Origin of the sequence: Delftia sp. UME58 (assembly GCF_014170385.1) — a bacterium.
Taxonomy (GTDB): Bacteria; Pseudomonadota; Gammaproteobacteria; order Burkholderiales; family Burkholderiaceae_C; genus Comamonas; species Comamonas acidovorans.
The window spans coordinates 31,855-49,656 of the sequence record NZ_LZZV01000028.1 but is presented as its reverse complement, the minus strand read 5'-3'; the positions used below and the strand labels follow the sequence as shown (position 1 = coordinate 49,656).

Genomic DNA, 17,802 nt, shown 5'->3' with positions numbered 1-17,802 from the left:
CACATTCGAAAAAACCAAGCGCCCGCATCGGGCAAACACAAGAAGAGGCCACACATGAGCATTCTGGGCACCCAACTCAATCCGCGTTCGGCGGACTTCCTGGCCAATGCCGCCGCCATGCGCGCCGTGGTCGAAGACCTGCAGGCCCAGGTGGCCAAGGTCGCCGAGGGCGGCGGCGAGGCCGCGCGCGCCAAGCACGTGGCGCGCGGCAAGCTGCTGCCGCGCGATCGCGTGGCCATGCTGCTGGATCCGGGCACGCCCTTCCTGGAGATCGCGCCGCTGGCCGCGCTCAACATGTACCGCAACGACGCGCCCGGCGCGGGCCTGATCGCCGGCATCGGCCGCGTCAGCGGCGTGGACTGCATGATCGTGTGCAACGACGCCACGGTGAAGGGCGGCACCTACTACCCGATGACGGTGAAGAAGCACCTGCGCGCCCAGGAGATCGCCGCGCAGAACCGGCTGCCCTGCATCTACCTGGTGGACTCGGGTGGCGCCAACCTGCCCAACCAGGACGATGTGTTTCCCGACCGCGAGCACTTCGGCCGCATCTTCTTCAACCAGGCCAACATGAGCGCCGAGGGCATTGCCCAGATCGCCGTGGTCATGGGCTCGTGCACGGCCGGCGGCGCCTATGTGCCGGCCATGAGCGACGAGTCCATCATCGTCAAGAACCAGGGCACCATCTTCCTGGGCGGCCCGCCGCTGGTGAAGGCCGCCACGGGCGAGGTGGTCAGCGCCGAGGACCTGGGCGGCGGCGACGTGCACACGCGCCTGTCGGGCGTGGCCGACCACCTGGCCCACAACGACACCCATGCGCTGGCGCTGGCGCGCCAGTCCGTGGCCAACCTCAACCATGGCAAGCAGCCGGCGGCCGGCGACCTGCCGCCCGAGGCGCCGCTGTTCGACGGCGGCGAGCTGTACGGCGTGATCCCCGTGGACACGCGCAAGCCCTTCGACGTGCGCGAGATCATCGCCCGCGTGGTGGACGGCAGCCGCTTCGACGAGTTCAAGGCGCGCTTCGGCGCCACCCTGGTCTGCGGCTTTGCGCGCATCGAGGGCATGCAGGTGGGCATCATCGCCAACAACGGCATCCTGTTCAGCGAATCGGCCGTCAAGGGCGCGCACTTCATCGAGCTGTGCTGCCAGCGCAAGATCCCGCTGGTCTTCCTGCAGAACATCACGGGCTTCATGGTGGGCCGCAAGTACGAGAACGAGGGCATTGCCCGCCACGGCGCCAAGCTGGTCACGGCCGTGGCCACGGCGGCTGTGCCGAAGTTCACCATCATCATCGGCGGCTCCTTCGGCGCGGGCAACTACGGCATGTGCGGCCGCGCCTACTCGCCGCGCTTCCTGTGGATGTGGCCCAACGCGCGCATCTCGGTCATGGGCGGCGAGCAGGCGGCCAGCGTGCTGGCCACCGTCAAGCGCGACGGCATCGAGGCCAAGGGCGGCCAGTGGACGGCCGAGGAGGAAGAGGCCTTCAAGGCCCCCATCCGCCAGCAGTACGAGGATCAGGGCCACCCCTATTACGCGACGGCGCGCCTGTGGGACGATGGCGTCATCGACCCCGCCGACACGCGCCGCGTGCTGGCGCTGGGCCTGGCGGCCACGCGCAACGCGCCCATAGCGGACACGCGCTTCGGCGTGTTCCGCATGTGACGGCGGCCCCTCTTTCCTTGCAGCGAGGTACTCCATGAAAACCACCGCACTGACCCTCGAATTCCAGGGCCCCCTGGCCACCATCACGCTGACCCAGCCCGAAGTGCGCAACGCCTTCAGCGACGAGGTCATCGCCGACATCACCCACGCCTTCCACACCGTGGCCAAGCGCAGCGACGTGCGCGCCGTGGTGCTGGCCGCCGAGGGCCCGGCCTTTTGCGCAGGCGCCAACCTCAACTGGATGCGCCGCATGGCCGACTACTCGCGCGACGAGAACCGCGAGGATGCCGGCCTGCTGGCCGAGATGCTGCGCGTGATCTACGAATGCCCGCAGCCCACCATCGCGCGCGTGCAGGGCGATGTCTATGCGGGCGGCATGGGCCTGGTCGCTGCCTGCGACATGGCCGTGGCCGCCGAGGGCGCGGGCTTTTGCCTGTCCGAGGTGAAGATCGGCCTGATCCCCGCCACCATCAGCCCCTACGTGATCCGTGCCATGGGCGCGCGCGCCGCCCACCGCTACTTCCTGACCGGCGAACGCTTCGACGCGGCCGAGGCGCTGCGCATCGGCTTCGTGCACCGCGTGGTGGCGGCAGACGAGCTGGACAATGCCGTGGACGGCCTGCTCAAGCACCTGGTCAGCGCCGGCCCCGAGGCCGCCCGCGCCTGCAAGCGCCTGGTGATCGAGGTGGCCGAGCGCGAGATCAACGAACAGCTGATCGCCGCCACCGTCGAAGGCATTGCCGACATCCGCGCCAGCGCCGAAGGCAAGGAGGGCGTGCAGGCCTTCCTGCAAAAGCGCAAGCCGGCCTGGCTGGCCTGATACGCGCAGGCTGCCCTCCACCGAGCCAACGCCATGAGCACCCTGACCGACTCCCTCGTCCAGTGGCTGCAGTCCGTGGGCCTGTACCCGGGCCCGGCCGTGCACCACACGGTCAGCGAGGCGGCCGGCGAAGTGGCCGAGCGCGTGGGCCAGGCCGCCAGCGGCATGGACATGGCCGGTCTGCTGGCGTTGGCGGCGGCGCTGGGCTGGGCCAGCGGCTTTCGGCTCTACGCCGTGGTCTTCGTGACCGGGCTGCTGGGCGCGCTGGGCTGGGTGGCGCTGCCGGGCGGGCTGCATGTGCTGGAGCATCCGGCCCTGCTGTTCGCCAGCGGCGCGCTGCTGTTCGTGGAGTTCTTCGCCGACAAGATCCCCGGCGTGGACTCGGTCTGGGACCTGCTGCAAAGCGTGATCCGCATCCCGGCGGGCGCGGCGCTGGCGGCCGGCGTCTTCGGCGCCGACAGCGCGACCATGGCCACCATGGCGGCCCTGATGGGCGGCTCGCTGGCCCTGTCCAGCCAGGTGGCCAAGAGCACGGCGCGCGCGGCCATCAACACCTCGCCCGAGCCGTTTTCCAACGTGGGCGCGAGCCTGGTGGAGGACGGTGCCTCGGTGGGCGCGATCTGGCTGGCGCTCTCGCATCCGCTGGCCTTCGGCGTCGTGCTGCTGGTCGTGGTCATCGCGCTGTGGCTGCTGACCTGGGCACTGTGGCGCTTTCTCAAGGCCGTGGTGCAGCGCCTGCGCTCGCTGTTGGGCGGGTCTCCCGCGATGAATCAAAAACCATAGCCGCCGGTCGCCGAATGACCGGGGCTGCAGAGAAAACACTGGAGATAACGCATGTTCAAGAAGATCCTGATCGCCAACCGCGGTGAAATCGCCTGCCGCGTCGCGGCTTCCGCCCGCCGCATGGGCGTGCGCACCGTGGCCGTGTACTCGGACGCCGATGCCCGCGCCAAGCATGTGCAGGCCTGCGACGAGGCCGTGCACATCGGCGGCAGCGCCCCCAAGGACAGCTATCTGCGCTGGGAGCGCATCCTGGAGGCCGCCAAGGCCACGGGAGCCCAGGCCATCCACCCCGGCTACGGCTTTCTCAGCGAGAACGAGGAGTTCGCCCAGGCCTGCGCCGATGCCGGCCTGGTCTTCATCGGCCCGCCGCCCTCGGCCATTCGCGCCATGGGCCTGAAGGCGGCCTCCAAGCAACTCATGGAAAAGGCCGGCGTGCCCCTGGTGCCCGGCTACCACGGGGCCGACCAGGACCCGCAGCTGCTGCAGCGCGAGGCCGACCGCATCGGCTACCCGGTGCTGATCAAGGCCAGTGCCGGCGGCGGCGGCAAGGGCATGCGCCTGGTCGAGCGCAGCGAGGACTTTGCCGCAGCCCTGGCCAGCTGCCAGCGCGAGGCCATCAACAGCTTCGGCGACGACGCCGTGCTGGTCGAGAAATACGTGCTGCGCCCGCGCCACATCGAGATCCAGGTCTTTGGCGACACCCAGGGCAACTGCGTCTACCTGTTCGAGCGCGACTGCTCGGTGCAGCGCCGCCACCAGAAGGTGCTGGAGGAGTCCCCAGCGCCCGGCATGACGCCTGCGCTGCGCCAGAAGATGGGCGAGGCCGCCGTGGCCGCCGCCCAGGCCGTGAACTACGTGGGCGCGGGCACGGTGGAATTCATCGTCGAGCAGCCCGGCGGCTACGACCAGCCCGAGGCCATGAAGTTCTACTTCATGGAGATGAACACCCGCCTGCAGGTCGAGCACCCGGTGACCGAGGCCATCACGGGCGAGGACCTGGTGGACTGGCAGCTGCGCGTGGCCAGCGGCCTGCCCCTGCCCAAGCGCCAGGACGAGCTGCGCATCACCGGCCACGCCATCGAGGCGCGCATCTGCGCAGAAAACCCCGACAACGGCTTCCTGCCCGCCACCGGCACCCTGCATGTCTACCGCAAGCCCGACTGCGCCAGCTTCCGTGTCGGCGACGTGCGCGTGGACGACGGCGTGCGCGAGGGCGATGCCATCAGCCCCTTCTACGACTCCATGATCGCCAAGCTCATCGTGCATGGCGACACGCGCGAACAGGCGCTGGCGCGGCTTGATGCCGCCCTGGCCGAGACACGCATCGTGGGCCTGGCCACCAATGTGCAGTTCCTGCGCCAGGTTATCGCCAGCGATGCCTTTGCAACCGCCAAATTGGACACGGCGCTGATCGAGCGCGAGAAGCAGCATCTGTTCCACCAGCAGCGCCTGCCGCAGGCCCAGGCCGTGGCCGCCGCCGTGGCCCAGGTGCTGCAGGCCGAGCGCGCGCAGGAAACCGCCGACCCCTTCAGCCGCCGCGACGGCTGGCGCTCGCACGGCGTGGCCGAGCGGCGCTGGGACTTCCGCCAGGGCGAGGCCGCGGTGCCCGCGCGCCTGCGCTACCTGCATGACGGCGCGCTGCAACTGGCCGTGGGCGAGGGCGAGTCCCTCGCCGAGGGCCTGCTGTCCTGGCAACAGGCCGGGGACGGCGCCTTCGACGTGCAATTCGCGGGCCAGCGCCTGCGCGCCCAGGTCCATGTGCTGGGCGAGCAATGCCATGTGTTCGCCCCCCAGGGCGCAGCCGTGCTGGGCCTGGCCGATCCGCTGGCCCATGCGGGCGAGGTGCAGTCCGAAGGCGGCCGCCTGACGGCGCCCATGCCGGGCAAGGTGGTCTCCTTTGCCGTCAAGGCCGGCGACAAGGTCAGCAAGGGCCAGCCGCTGGCCGTGATGGAGGCCATGAAGATGGAGCACACCATCGCCGCGCCCGGCGACGGCGTGGTGGCCGAGCTGCTGTATGCGCCCGGCGACCAGGTGACCGAAGGCTCCGAGCTGCTGCGCCTGGAAAGCTGAGCCCGCAGGCAAGACAGTTTTGCGCAAAAGTCGCGCGTGGGCGTCGCCAGGCCGTTAGGCTTGGCCACCTATGCGAGTGACTTTCTGCTGCGAAGACACCAGGCCCGACGCCTGGCTGCAAGGACTGCGCGCGGCCCTGCCGGGCGCCGAGGTGGACATCTGGTCGCCGGGCGCGCCGCAGGCCGACTACGCCCTGGTCTGGGCGCCGCCCCAGCGCTTCATCGACGAGCAGCCGGGACTCAAGGCCCTGTTCAACATCGGCGCCGGCGTCGATGCGCTGCTGCCGCTGCGCCTGCCGGCCGGGTTGCCCGTCTACCGCCTGGAGGACGCCGGCATGGCCGTGCAGATGGCCGAATATGTCTGCCAGGCCGTGATCCGCTTCTTCCGGGGCCTGGACGGCTACGAGGCCGACATGGCCGCCGGCCTGTGGCAGCACCGGCCCAATCCCCGGCGCGTGGACTTCCCCGTGGGCGTCATGGGACTGGGCCGCATGGGCGAGCGCGTGGCGCGCGCGCTGACGGTGTTCGATTTCCCCGTCAACGGCTGGAGCCGTACGCCGCATGCCATCGACGGCGTGCGGGGCTTCTGCGGTCCGCAGGACTTCGACGCCTTTCTGCGCGCCACCCGCATCCTTGTCAACCTGCTGCCGCTGACCCCCGAGACCGACAGCATCATCGACGCGCGCAGCCTGGCCCTGCTGCAGCCGGGCGCCTATGTCATCAACGTGGGACGCGGCGGCCATGTGGCGGACGAGGACCTCATCGCCGCCATCGACGGGGGCCATGTGTCCGGCGCGTTGCTCGACGTGTTCCGCACCGAGCCGCTGCCCGACGGCCATGCCTTCTGGCGGCATCCGCGCATCACGCTCACGCCCCACACTTCGGCACGCACCCTGGCGCGCGATAGCGTGGAGCAGATCGTGGGCAAGGTCGCGGCGCTGAGCCGGGGCGAGCCGGTGAGCGGCCGCGTGGACCTGCGGCGCGGCTATTGAGGGACGTGCTCATGACGAGCCTTCCTCGCGCCCCGGCACCGGCAGCTCGCCGGCCAGCAGCGCCAGGCCCTGGCGCAGCAGCGCGTCATAGCGGGCACGCTCGGCCAGGCGGCGGTCCTCGGGCCAGTCGAAGAAGCCCTTGCCGGTCTTCATGCCCAGATCGCCACGCGCCACGCGCTCGCGCAGGGCCTGGGCCGGTACATCGGTGTTGGACAGCGTGGGGTACATGGTGGCGGCCGCCGCGCAATGCACCTCGATGCCCGCATGGTCGCGCTGCAGCACGGGGCCGGCCGCCAGGAAGCGGAAGCCGAAGCCGAAGCGCACGGCGGCATCCACATCCTCGGGCGAGGCAATGCCCTCGTCGATGAGGGCGAAGGCCTCGCGCGACAGCGCATGCTGCATGCGGTTGGCCAGAAAGCCGGGCTTGTCCTTCCTCACCAGCACCGGCACGCTGCCGCAGCCGCGCATGAAGCCGTGCAGCCACTGGCCCAGGGCCGGATCGCTGCGCTCGCCCAGCACCACTTCCACCAGTGGCACCAGGTGGGCGGGCATGAAGAAGTGCAGGCCCAGCATGCGCTGCGCCGTGGGCAGGCCGCTGGCGATGGCGCTGATGGGAAAGCCCGAGCTGTTGCTGGCCAGCACGGCGTCGGCCGGCGCATGCGCCTGCAGTTCGGCGAACAGCGCCTGCTTGGCATCCAGCCGCTCGGTGATGCATTCCACCACCAGGGCCACGCCGTCCCAGGCCACATCCTCCAGCGCCGCGCAGACCGAGACCTGGGGCGCGCACCGGGCGAAGCCGGCCGTGGCCAGCTCGATGGCAATGTGCTGCAGCAGCAGCTCGCGCCGTGCCGCGCCGGGATCGACCACGGTCACGCTGGCGCCGCCCCGGGCCAGGACCACGGCCACATCGGCACCCATGGTGCCTCCCCCGACGACCACCGTGCGCGCGTTGCGCGGCGAATTGCTGTGCATGCTGTCTCCTGCTGATTTCATGGATTTGAGGCGCAGTCTAGGCAGCCGTCATTGAACGGTAAAGACGCATTTTTCGATAAGCTGATCGGCGATGAAGATCAATTGGTCGGCCCGCGAGGTCGATGTCTTCCTGGCGCTGGCCGATTCGCTGATTCGCTGAGCCTTCGGCGCACGGCGCGGCAGATGCACCTGTCGCAGTCGGCCGTCTCGGGCACGCTGGCGCGGCGATCTGGGCTGGGCCGACGTGGCCCATCCGCCCCACATCTCCATGCCCGCTGGCACGACCGGTGCTGTGCCGCCCCATCGGCCTGGTGCGCCTGAGCGGCCGCCGCCTGTCGCCGGCTGCCGTGCGCATGGTGGAGATGCAGCGCGAGGAAATGGCGGCCCTGCCGGGCTGAAGGGGGCGCTGGCAGCCGTTGTGCATGGCCCGGCAGGATATGGGGTGGTGCCCGGGCCTGCAAGCCTGGACAATAGGGGCCGTACCCGTCATCCCGGTGAGAACACCCCATGAGCATTCCTTCCCGCGTCAAACTCGTCGATGTAGGCCCCCGCGACGGCCTGCAGAATGAAAAACAGCCCGTGCCCGCCGCCGTCAAGATCGAGCTGGTGCACCGCCTGCAGGAAGCCGGCCTCAAGGAAATCGAGGTCACCAGCTACGTCAGCCCCAAATGGGTGCCGCAGATGGCCGACAACGCCGAAGTCATGGCCGGCATCGTCCGCCGCCCCGGCGTGCGCTACAGCGTGCTCACGCCCAACATGAAGGGCCTGGAGGCCGCGCTGTCGGCGCCGCGCGAACTGTGGCCCGACGAGATCGTGGTCTTCGGCGCGGCCAGCGAGGCCTTCAGCCAGAAGAACATCAACTGCTCCATTGCCGAAAGCATCGAACGCTTCGCTCCCGTGGCCGAGGCCGCGCGCGCCCAGGGCATCTACGTGCGCGGCGCCATGAGCTGCACCGTGGGCTGCCCCTACGAAGGCGAGATCGCCCCCGAGCGCGTGGCCTACCTGGCCGGTCTCATGAAGGGCATCGGCGTGCAGCATGTGGGCGTGGCCGACACCATCGGCGTGGGCACGCCCGTCAAGGTGCGCAAGGCCATCGAGGCCACGCTGCAGCACTTCGCCATCGACGATGTCTCGGGCCACTTCCACGACACCTACGGCCAGGCCGTGTCCAACACGCTGGCTGCCCTGTCGCTGGGCGTGTGGCAGTTCGACACCTCGGTGGCAGGCCTGGGCGGCTGCCCCTACGCCAAGGGCGCCACGGGCAATGTGGCCACCGAGGACGTGGTCTACATGCTGCAGGGCATGGGCATAGAGACGGGCATCGACCTGGACAAGCTGATTGACGCCGGCCAGTTCATCAGCGACCACCTGGGCCGCCCCACGCAGTCGCGCGTGGCCAAGGCACTGCTCACCAAGCGCGCCAGCGCGGCTGCATGCGAGGCGGTGTGAGCATGTGCGGATCTGAACTCCACCATCTTCCCGAAGGCGTGCAGCGCGTGGCGGCCTTCCTGCAGCAGGCCGGCCACGGCGACGGACCGCGCATGCTGGACGGCGCCGCGCGCACGGCCCAGGAAGCGGCCGACCAGCTGGGCATCCTCGTGGGCCAGGTGGCCAAGAGCATCATCTTCCGCCGCCGCAGCGACGGCGTGGCCGTGCTGGTCGTGGCCTCGGGCGACCGCCGCGTGGATGAGAAGAAGGTCGCGGCCCTGGTCGGCCCCGTGGGCCGTGCCGACGCCGACTTCGTCAAGGCACAGACGGGCTTTTCCATCGGCGGCGTCAGCCCCGTGGCCCATGCCAACACGCCCGTGACCCTGGTGGACAGGGAACTGCAGCGTTTCGACACCGTCTGGGCGGCCGCCGGCCATCCGCACGCGGTGTTCGCGGCCACGCCGGCCGCGCTGCAGCTGCTGGCCGGCGCGCCCTGGGCCGACGTGGTGCAGGAGGTGTCGGCATGATGGACCCCAAGGAAATGCTGGCCCAGAAGGCCCGCGCCGCATACGCTGCGCGTGCCGAAGAGGAACCCGTGCTCTCGCCCTGCATCTCGGTCTGCCGCATGACGCCCGACCGCAGCCATTGCGAAGGGTGCTTTCGCACCATCGACGAGATCCGCGCCTGGTCCAAGTCCGATGCGCCGCAGCGCCTGGCGATCTGGAACGCGCTGCTGGAGCGCGCAGGCATCGCGGCCACCGCTCCCTAGATCCCCATCACGACGCACCCGCCATGAAGCAGATCACCTTCCATCTCGACTTCATCTCGCCCTATGCCTGGCTGGCGTTCGCGCAACTGCCGCAGGCGCTGCAGGGCATCAGCCACCACATGCAGTACCGCCCCGTGCTGCTGGGCGCGCTGCTGCAGCGCCACGCCAACCCGGGACCGGCCGGCATCGCGGGCAAGCGCGAATGGACCTACCGCCATGTGAGCTGGCTGGGCCATGCCACGGGCGTGGGGCTGGACATGCCGGCCCGCCACCCGTTCAACCCGCTGCCGCTGCTGCGCCTGGCGCTGGAGTGCAGCGACGACGGCACCATCAACCGCTTTGTGGCGGACGCCGTGCTGCGCCATGTCTGGCTGGGCGGCGCCGACGCGCTGGACCCTGCGCGGCTCGATGCACTGCGCGCCACGCTGGCGCCGCAGCTGCGCACGGATGCGGCGGACAACGCCAGGCGCCTGCTGCGCGAGAACACCGAGGCCGCGGCCGCGCAAGGCCTGTTCGGCGTGCCGGCCTGGGAAGTCGACGGCCGCCTCTTCTGGGGCCTGGACAGCCTGCCCATGCTGCGCGCCTACCTGGAAGGCGACAGCTGGTTCGACAGCGGCTGGGACGCGGCTGCAAGCGTGGAGCAAGGCCTGAAGGTTTGAATGGCGGGGCTGGAACAACGGCCCCGCCCCATGCCCAACGCCTTCAACTTCGCCGCCTCGCCCTTCGACTGCCTCACGCCCGACGAACAGGCGCTGGTGCGCGATGGCGTGGACATCGCCTACTTCCCCGAGGGCGCCGTGGTGCTGGACGCGGGCTCGGCGCCCACCCACCTGTTCGTCATCATCAAGGGCCATGTGGTGCAGACCGAGGGCGACGAGGTGCTGGCCAGCTACGGCCCCGATGACAGCTTCGACGGCCGCGCCCTGGTGGCCGGCCGCACGGGCAGCCGCTTCACCGTGGCCGAGGAACTCATCGCCTACCAGCTTGCGCGCGAAACCGTGGGCGAGCTGATCGCGCGCAACACGGCCTTTGGCGCACTGCTGTTCTCCGACCTGGGCCACAAGCTGGGCACATTGGCCCAGCGCGCCGACCGGCACGAATTGCAGTCGCTGACGCTGGCGCGTGTGGACCAGGCCTATCTGCGTGCCGCCCATGTGGTGGATGCGGCCACCGACATCGTCTCCGTGGTGCGCCTGTTCCATGCCGAGCGCACGACCAGCGTGCTGGTCTCGGGACTGCCGCAGGGCGGCCTGGGCATCTTCACGGGCACCACGCTGCAGCGCGCCATCCTTGACGGCCGCGCGCTGGACCGGCTGGCCGTGGGCGAGTTCGCCAGCCAGCCCGTGTTCACCGTGCGCGCCGACGACCAGCTGGGCGATGCCCTGGTCGTGCTGCTGCGCGCGCGCGTGCACCGGCTGGCCGTGCTGGATGCACAGGGCCAGGTGCTGGGCATCCTGGAGGCGCTGGACCTGTTCAGCTTCCTGGCCAACCACTCCCACCTGATCACCGTGCAGATCGAGCAGGCCGCCGACCTGCAGGCGCTGGAGCAGGCCGCCGCCCAGATCACGCGCCTGGTGGCCGCCCTGCACCGGGGCGGCACGCGGGTGGCCCTGATGGCGCGGCTGGTGCAGCAGCTCAATGCACGCCTGTTCGAGCGTGCCTGGCAGATGCTGGCGCCTCCGGACCTGGTGGCCCACAGCTGCCTCTTCGTCATGGGCAGCGAGGGGCGCGGCGAGCAATTGCTCAAGACCGACCAGGACAACGGCCTGCTGCTGCGCGACGGCTATGTGCCGCCCGATGATCTCGATGCCATCTGCGCGCGCTTTTCCGCGCAGCTGCAGCGCTTCGGCTACCCCGAATGCCCGGGCGGCATCATGCTCAGCAACCCGCAGTGGCGCGGCACGGTGGCCAGCTTCGGCAGGCAGGTGCGCGAATGGCTGATCCTGCCCGGCCCCGAGGGCCTCATGCACCTGGCGATCTTCCTGGACGCCCATGCCGTGGCCGGCGATGCCGCGCTGCTGGCCACGGTGCGGCGCGACCTGATGGCGCTGGCCCTGGACAGCGATGCCCAGGTGGCGCGCTTCGCCTCGGCCGTCGATGCCTTCGCGCACGAGCCGGGCAGCTGGTGGGAGCGGCTGCTGGGCCGCGGCGGCGAGGGTGCGCCCGTGCACCTCAAGAAGGCCGGCATCTTCCCCATCGTGCATGGCGTGCGCAGCCTGGCGCTGTCCCAGCGCATCGCCGCCACCGGCACGGCCGAGCGCATCGCGGCCCTGGTGGAAAAGGGCGTGCTCGACGGCGCCCAGGGCCAGGAGCTGCTCCAGGGCCTGCATTTCCTCATGGGCCTGCGCCTGCAGGCGGGACTGGCCGAGATCGACCTGGGCCGCCCCGTCACCGGCCATGTGGACCCGGCCCGCCTGAGCAGCCTGGAGCGCGACCTGCTCAAGGACACGCTGGCCGTGGTGCGGCGCTTCCGCGAACTGCTGCGCCAGCGCCTGCGGCTGGACGCGGTATGAGCGCGGCGCCCTTGCAGCGCTGGGTGGCGGGCCTGCGGCGCAACCGGCAGCGGCGCAGGCTGGCGGACCCCGCCTATGCCTTTCTCTTCGACGCGCCGCCGCCCGGCGAATGGGTGGCGCTGGACTGCGAGACCACGGGCCTGGATGTGCGCTGCGACCAGATCATCTCCATCGGCGCCGTGCGCATCGTGGGCGAGCGCATCCTGTCCAGCGAGCGCCTGGAACTGCTGGTGCGCCCCTCGCGCAGCGTGCCCGGCGACAGCGTGCGCATCCACCGCCTGCGCGAGCGGGACCTGGCCCGGGGCCTGGCCATCGAGGACGCGCTGGCGCAGCTGCTGCGCTTCATCGGCAGCCGCCCGCTGGTCGGCTACTACCTGGAATTCGACGTGGCCATGATCGAGCGCGTGCTGCGCCCCTGGCTGGGCACGGGCCTGCCCAACGAGCGCATCGAGGTCTCGGCCCTCTACTACGACCACCGCTTCCGGCAACTGCTGCCCTGGCAGCAGCAGGCGCCCGAGATCGACCTGCGCTTTGCCACGCTGATGGCCGACCTGGGCCTGCCGCAGCGCGAGGCCCACGACGCGCTCAACGACGCCGTGATGGCGGCGCTGGCCTTCATCAAGCTGCGCAGGCTGGGGGGTGGAAATCAGGGTGCCTGAAGGCACCCGCGAGGGCATGCGCTCAAGCGACGGAGACTGAAGGGTTCAGGCTGTACAGGCCGGTGATGCTGGCCTTGCCCAGCACCTGGGCTGCGTCCAGCGCCGCGCGCACATTGGCGCCGGTCAGTTCGCCGGAGACCGCCAGCGTGGGCGTGGCCAGCGCATAGACGGTGAAGACGTAGTGGTGGACGATGCTGTCGTTCCACGGGGGGCAGGGGCCGTCGTAGCCGTAGTAGTCGCCCTTCATCTGCTCGTCGCCCGCGAACCAGCCCGTGTAGTCGTTGATGCCGTGGCGCAGGCCGCCGGGGGCGGCCGGGCCGCTCTTGCCGCGTGGCGTGACGCCCTCGGACTGGGCACCTGCCGCGATCTCGGTGGTGGTGGCCGGAATGTCCAGCAGCAGCCAGTGGTAGAAGTCCACGCGCGGCAGGCTGGCCGGCACTTCGCGGCCTTCCTGGTTCACATCGTCGCCGCGGCTGGGCACGTCGGGATCATGGCAGACCACGGCGAAGGACTGCGTGCCTGCGGGCGCGCCGCTCCAGGCCAGGTGCGGGTTGCGGTTGGACGACAGCGCCACGTGCGAGGCCGCATCGGGCACCGCGAACGCGAATTCGCCGGGAATCGCCTGGCCGTCCTGGAAGCTTTGGCTGATGAGTTGCATGTCGGATCTGTCCTGTGCGTTGAAGAGGGAAGCGGTGCTGCACAGGCGAAGCTGCGCAGACCCCGCAAGTCTAGAGGCCTGGACGGCGCCGGCCATCGCATATCCGATCAGGCGCCTTCTCCAGCCGATCCACCTGAGGGAGGCTGCTGCCCCGCCAACGAAAAAGCCGGGCGCTGGGCCCGGCTTTGCATGGTGGGTGCCCGAGGGGCTCGGTGGCTCAGTGGCCCGAAGCACCCGAGGCGCCGAGGCCTGTTTCCGAGCGCACCTGCTGCGCGGGGAAGATGGCGCGTTCCTTGGCGGCCTGGGCGCTCTTGTCTAGCACCGAGAACAGCCACACGCCCACGAAGCCGATGGTCATGGAGAACAGCGCGGGCGAGGCGTAGGGGAACCAGGCCGAGCCTGCGGGGTTGCCCAGCGTGGCCTCCCACACCGGGGGCGAGACCACGGTCAGGCCCACGGAGGAGATCAGGCCCATGAAGCCGCCGATCACCGCACCCTTGGTGGTGCAGTCCTTCCACAGCACCGACAGCAACAGCGGGGGGAAGTTGGCCGAGGCCGCGACCGCGAAGGCCAGCGACACCATGAAGGCGATGTTCTGCTTCTCGAACACGATGCCCAGCAGCACGGCGATGGCGCCCAGCGTCAGCGTGGTGATGCGCGAGACGCGCAGTTCGGCGGCGCTGTCGGCCTTGCCCTTCTTGAACACCGTGGCGTAGAGGTCATGCGACACGGCCGAGGCGCCCGACAGCGTCAGCCCCGCGACCACGGCCAGGATGGTGGCGAAGGCCACGGCCGAGATGAAGCCGTAGAACACGTCGCCGCCCACGCTCTTGGCCACCAGCACGGCCGCCATGTTGGCCGTGCCCGCGCCGCCGTGGATCACGCCCTTGACCGTATCGGCCATCTCGGGGTTGGTCAGCACCAGGGTGATGGCGCCGAAGCCGATGATGAAGATCAGCACGTAGAAGTAGCCGATCCAGGTCGTGGCCCAGAACACGCTCTTGCGCGCTTCCTTTGCGTCTGGCACGGTGAAGAAGCGCATCAGGATGTGGGGCAGGCCCAGCGTGCCGAACATCAGCGCCATGCCGAAGCTGATGGCCGAGATCGGGTCCTTGATGAAGCCGCCCGGGCCCATGATGGCCAGGCCTGCCTTGGCGGCGGCCGAGGGATCGGCGCCGTTGTTGGCGGCGATCTCGGAGCGCACGCGCACGCCTTCGGCGAACAGCGCCTCGGGGCTGAAGCCGTACTTGGCCAGCACCATGAAGCCCATGAAGGTCACGCCGGCCAGCAGCATGCAGGCCTTGATGATCTGCACCCAGGTCGTGGCCGTCATGCCGCCGAACAGCACGTAGATCATCATCAGGCCGCCCACCAGCACCACGGCGATCCAGTAGTCCAGGCCGAACAGCAGCTTGATCAACTGGCCCGCGCCCACCATCTGCGCGATCAGGTAGAAGGCCACCACCACCAGCGTGCCGCTGGCCGCGAAGGCGCGGAACGGCGCCTGGGCGAAGCGGTAGCCGGCCACGTCGGCAAAGGTGAACTTGCCCAGGTTGCGCAGGCGCTCGGCCAGCAGGAAGGTCAGGATGGGCCAGCCCACCAGGAAGCCGATGGAGTAGATCAGGCCGTCATAGCCGCTGGCCATGACCGATGCCGAGATGCCCAGGAAGGAGGCGGCCGACATGTAATCGCCCGCAATCGCCAGGCCGTTCTGAAAGCCCGTGATGCCGCCGCCGGCCGTGTAGAAATCGGCGGCCGACTTGGTGCGGCCTGCAGCCCACTTGGTGATCCACAGCGTGGCCACGACGAAGGCCGTGAAGAGAATGATGGCGGTCCAGTTGGTGGCCTGCTTGGCGGCCACGCCGACATCGCCGCCGGCGGCCAGCACGGGCCCCGTCAGGGCCAGCGCCACGGCGGGCGCCAGCAGCATGCGTTGTGCGGAATTCTTCATTTCGTGGCGTCCTTCAGGATGTCCTGGGTGAGCTTGTCGTATTCGCCATTGGCGCGGCGCACGTAGAGGCCGGTGACGATCACCGAGAAGACGATCACGCCCATGGCAATCGGAATGCCCAGCGAGGTCACGCCCGCGCCAATGGGCTGGGCCAGAAAGGATTTGTCGAAGGCAATCAGCGCGATATAGCCGTAATAAACGACCAGCATCAGCAGCGTCAGAAAAAGGCCCAGGCGATTGCGTCTGGACCGCAGCTCCTGGTATTTGGGATGGCGCTGTATTTTGTCTACCACCGGATCGGTCATGGTTTGTCTCCTGAAGTTGGAATCGCGGCGGCAGCTCCATGGATCTGCAGCCTTGCGGCGCATTCTGGAAAGCGCTTCTGACCGAGTGCTTACGCAGTGCAGCATGGTTTGCCAGGGTTTTTACGGTGCTTTTCACATGGAAAAAGACGGCCTCAGGGTTGCTGCTGAGTTAGTAAGAAAACGTTCAGTTCGCCGTCAATTTCTGTAAGAGGCGAGTCAGATTCGCGTCAGCAGGCAGGCGGATAGTGAATCGGCGGGCCTATGGCAAGCCCGCTAAATATTCAATAAATCAAGGAGACAGACATGGCTATCAACGCATCGCAAGGCGCGGGGGTCAAGGCGACCCCGCGGCCCATGACTCCGGAAGAACGCAAGGTGATCTTTGCCTCGTCGCTAGGCACGGTATTCGAGTGGTACGACTTCTATCTCTACGGATCGCTGGCGGCCATCATCGCCAAGCAGTTCTTCAGCGGGCTCGATGCGGGATCGGCCTTCATCTTCGCGCTGCTGGCCTTCGCGGCCGGCTTCATCGTGCGGCCCTTCGGCGCACTGGTGTTCGGGCGGCTGGGCGACATGATCGGGCGCAAGTACACCTTCCTCGTGACCATCCTGATCATGGGCCTGTCGACCTTCATCGTCGGCATCCTGCCCACCTACGCCAGCATCGGCGTGGCGGCGCCGGTGATCCTCATCGGCCTGCGCATGCTGCAGGGCCTGGCCCTGGGCGGCGAGTACGGCGGTGCGGCCACCTATGTGGCCGAGCATGCGCCGCACGGCAAGCGCGGCGCCTACACCTCGTGGATACAGACCACGGCAACGCTGGGCCTGTTCCTGTCGCTGCTGGTGATCCTGGGCGTGCGCACCTCCATCGGCGAGCAGGCCTTTGCGGACTGGGGCTGGCGCATCCCCTTCCTGCTGTCCATCGTGCTGCTGGGCATCTCGGTGTGGATCCGCATGACGCTGTCCGAATCGCCGGCCTTCCAGAAGATGAAGGCCGAGGGCAAGGTCTCCAAGTCCCCGCTGACCGAGTCCTTCGGCCAATGGCGCAACCTCAAGATCGTGATCCTGGCGCTGATCGGCCTGACCGCCGGCCAGGCCGTGGTCTGGTACACGGGGCAGTTCTATGCGCTGTTCTTCCTGACGCAGCAGCTCAAGGTCGATGCGGTGACGGCCAACCTCATGATCGCGGCGGCGCTGATCATCGGCACGCCGTTCTTCGTGATCTTCGGTTCGCTGTCGGACAAGATAGGCCGCAAGCCCATCATCATGCTGGGCTGCGTGCTGGCCGTGGTGACCTACTTCCCCGTGTTCAAGGCGCTGACCGAAGCGGCCAACCCCGACCTGGCCGCGGCCCAGGCCAAGAACAAGGTGGTCATTGTCGCCGACCCCAAGGAATGCTCGTTCCAGTTCAATCCCACGGGTACCTCCAAGTTCACCAGCTCCTGCGACGTGGCCAAGCAGCTGCTGGCCGCAGGCTCGGTCAGCTATGACTCCGAGGACGCAGCGCCCGGCAAGACGGCCTTCATCCGCATCGGCAGCACCGAGATCCCCTCGTTCTCCATCAAGGGCCTGAGCCCCGAGGAAGCCAAGGCCAAGGACGCCGAGTTCAAGAAGACCGTGGCCAAGGTGCTGGCCGAGGACGGCTATCCCACCAAGGCCGACCCCGCGAAGATGAACAAGGTGATGATGGTCCTCATCCTGACCTACCTGGTCATCCTCGTGACCATGGTCTACGGCCCCATCGCCGCCATGCTGGTGGAGCTGTTCCCCACGCGCATCCGCTATACCTCCATGAGCCTGCCGTATCACATCGGCAATGGCTGGTTCGGCGGCCTGCTGCCCACCATGTCGTTCGCCATCGTGGCCCAGACCGGCAACATGTACAGCGGCCTCTGGTATCCCATCGTCATTGCAGGCGTCACGGCCATCATCGGAACGCTGTTCCTGCGCGAGACCAAGGATGTGGATATCTACGCGAATGATTGAGTGAAGGCACCCCCTGAGCGGCTTACGCCGCTTCCCCCTCTCTGCTTGCTTCGCAAGGGAGGGGGGCGCCACCCTCGCGGCGGGGCGGCGCGGCCGGCGTAGGCCCTTGCTTGGTGTCCCTGGCTTTGGGCCGCGCCGGGTTCATGCGATGTGCGTGTTATCGGCCGGAGTTTTTTGCTCTGCATTGATGAAAGCCCATGGCGGTTTGCCGTGGGCTTTTTCTTATGGCGCTTCT

16 protein-coding genes are annotated in these 17,802 nt (G+C 68.8%); 12 read left to right on the top strand and 4 right to left on the bottom strand.

What is annotated here, in order from left to right:
• Window positions 1-54: 54 nt before the first annotated feature.
• The 5 genes from A9976_RS10370 (at window position 55) to A9976_RS10350 (ending at window position 6,326) form a co-directional block, all read left to right on the top strand.
• The gene (locus A9976_RS10370) at window positions 55-1,662 is read left to right on the top strand and encodes a carboxyl transferase domain-containing protein (protein WP_183018934.1); all 1,608 of its coding nucleotides are present in this window, start codon (window positions 55-57) and stop codon (window positions 1,660-1,662) included.
• A gap of 34 nt (window positions 1,663-1,696) precedes the next feature.
• The gene (locus A9976_RS10365; RefSeq protein WP_183018933.1) at window positions 1,697-2,482 is read left to right on the top strand and encodes an enoyl-CoA hydratase/isomerase family protein; all 786 of its coding nucleotides are present in this window, start codon (window positions 1,697-1,699) and stop codon (window positions 2,480-2,482) included.
• Window positions 2,483-2,515: 33 nt separating this feature from the next.
• Window positions 2,516-3,265, top strand: coding sequence for a DUF4126 domain-containing protein (locus tag A9976_RS10360; protein WP_183018932.1), 750 nt, complete (start codon window positions 2,516-2,518; stop codon window positions 3,263-3,265).
• Between the two features lie 51 nt (window positions 3,266-3,316).
• Entirely contained in the window at window positions 3,317-5,335 is a 2,019-nt protein-coding gene (locus A9976_RS10355) for an acetyl/propionyl/methylcrotonyl-CoA carboxylase subunit alpha (RefSeq protein WP_183018931.1), read from the top strand.
• 70 nt (window positions 5,336-5,405) lie between these two features.
• Window positions 5,406-6,326 (top strand): glyoxylate/hydroxypyruvate reductase A, encoded by a 921-nt coding sequence (locus A9976_RS10350; RefSeq protein WP_183018930.1) that lies wholly within the window; start codon window positions 5,406-5,408, stop codon window positions 6,324-6,326.
• 9 nt (window positions 6,327-6,335) lie between these two features.
• Here A9976_RS10350 and A9976_RS10345 read toward each other — a convergent pair whose 3' ends face one another.
• Window positions 6,336-7,298: a 3-hydroxyacyl-CoA dehydrogenase family protein gene (locus A9976_RS10345; protein ID WP_183018929.1), complete on the bottom strand. Its 963-nt coding sequence runs from the start codon at window positions 7,296-7,298 to the stop codon at window positions 6,336-6,338.
• Between the two features lie 507 nt (window positions 7,299-7,805).
• On the opposite strand from A9976_RS10345, the gene A9976_RS10335 reads away from it, so the two are divergent.
• The 6 genes from A9976_RS10335 to A9976_RS10310 are packed head-to-tail and all read left to right on the top strand — an operon-like array spanning window position 7,806 to window position 12,667.
• Complete coding sequence (locus A9976_RS10335; protein WP_043820259.1) at window positions 7,806-8,747, top strand: hydroxymethylglutaryl-CoA lyase; 942 nt, start codon at window positions 7,806-7,808, stop codon at window positions 8,745-8,747.
• A gap of 2 nt (window positions 8,748-8,749) precedes the next feature.
• Window positions 8,750-9,253: a YbaK/EbsC family protein gene (locus tag A9976_RS10330; RefSeq protein ID WP_183018928.1), complete on the top strand. Its 504-nt coding sequence runs from the start codon at window positions 8,750-8,752 to the stop codon at window positions 9,251-9,253.
• A complete protein-coding gene (locus A9976_RS10325) occupies window positions 9,250-9,495 on the top strand; it encodes a DUF1289 domain-containing protein (protein WP_183018927.1) in 246 nt (81 codons plus the stop codon). Before A9976_RS10330 ends, A9976_RS10325 begins: the two co-directional genes overlap by 4 nt.
• Window positions 9,496-9,518: 23 nt before the next feature.
• Complete coding sequence (locus A9976_RS10320; protein WP_183018926.1) at window positions 9,519-10,154, top strand: DsbA family protein; 636 nt, start codon at window positions 9,519-9,521, stop codon at window positions 10,152-10,154.
• Window positions 10,155-12,008, top strand: coding sequence for a putative nucleotidyltransferase substrate binding domain-containing protein (locus A9976_RS10315; protein ID WP_183018925.1), 1,854 nt, complete (start codon window positions 10,155-10,157; stop codon window positions 12,006-12,008). It abuts the gene before it with no gap.
• The gene (locus tag A9976_RS10310) at window positions 12,005-12,667 is read left to right on the top strand and encodes a 3'-5' exonuclease (protein WP_183018924.1); all 663 of its coding nucleotides are present in this window, start codon (window positions 12,005-12,007) and stop codon (window positions 12,665-12,667) included. Before A9976_RS10315 ends, A9976_RS10310 begins: the two co-directional genes overlap by 4 nt.
• 22 nt (window positions 12,668-12,689) lie before the next feature.
• Here the strand turns inward: A9976_RS10310 and A9976_RS10305 are convergent, their stop codons facing one another.
• The 3 genes from A9976_RS10305 to A9976_RS10295 all read right to left on the bottom strand — a co-directional run bounded on the left by A9976_RS10305 (window position 12,690) and on the right by A9976_RS10295 (window position 15,581).
• Window positions 12,690-13,325, bottom strand: a complete 636-nt coding sequence (locus A9976_RS10305) for a YbhB/YbcL family Raf kinase inhibitor-like protein (protein ID WP_183018923.1) — start codon at window positions 13,323-13,325, stop codon at window positions 12,690-12,692.
• A 217-nt stretch (window positions 13,326-13,542) separates the two neighbouring features.
• Complete coding sequence (locus A9976_RS10300; protein WP_183018922.1) at window positions 13,543-15,276, bottom strand: cation acetate symporter; 1,734 nt, start codon at window positions 15,274-15,276, stop codon at window positions 13,543-13,545.
• A complete protein-coding gene (locus tag A9976_RS10295) occupies window positions 15,273-15,581 on the bottom strand; it encodes a DUF485 domain-containing protein (RefSeq protein ID WP_012207753.1) in 309 nt (102 codons plus the stop codon). The genes A9976_RS10300 and A9976_RS10295 overlap by 4 nt, the downstream gene beginning before the upstream one ends.
• A 303-nt stretch (window positions 15,582-15,884) precedes the next feature.
• Between A9976_RS10295 and A9976_RS10290 the strand changes: the two genes are divergently transcribed.
• Window positions 15,885-17,567, top strand: coding sequence for an MFS transporter (locus A9976_RS10290; protein WP_183018921.1), 1,683 nt, complete (start codon window positions 15,885-15,887; stop codon window positions 17,565-17,567).
• The last annotated feature ends 235 nt before the right edge of the window (window positions 17,568-17,802 follow it).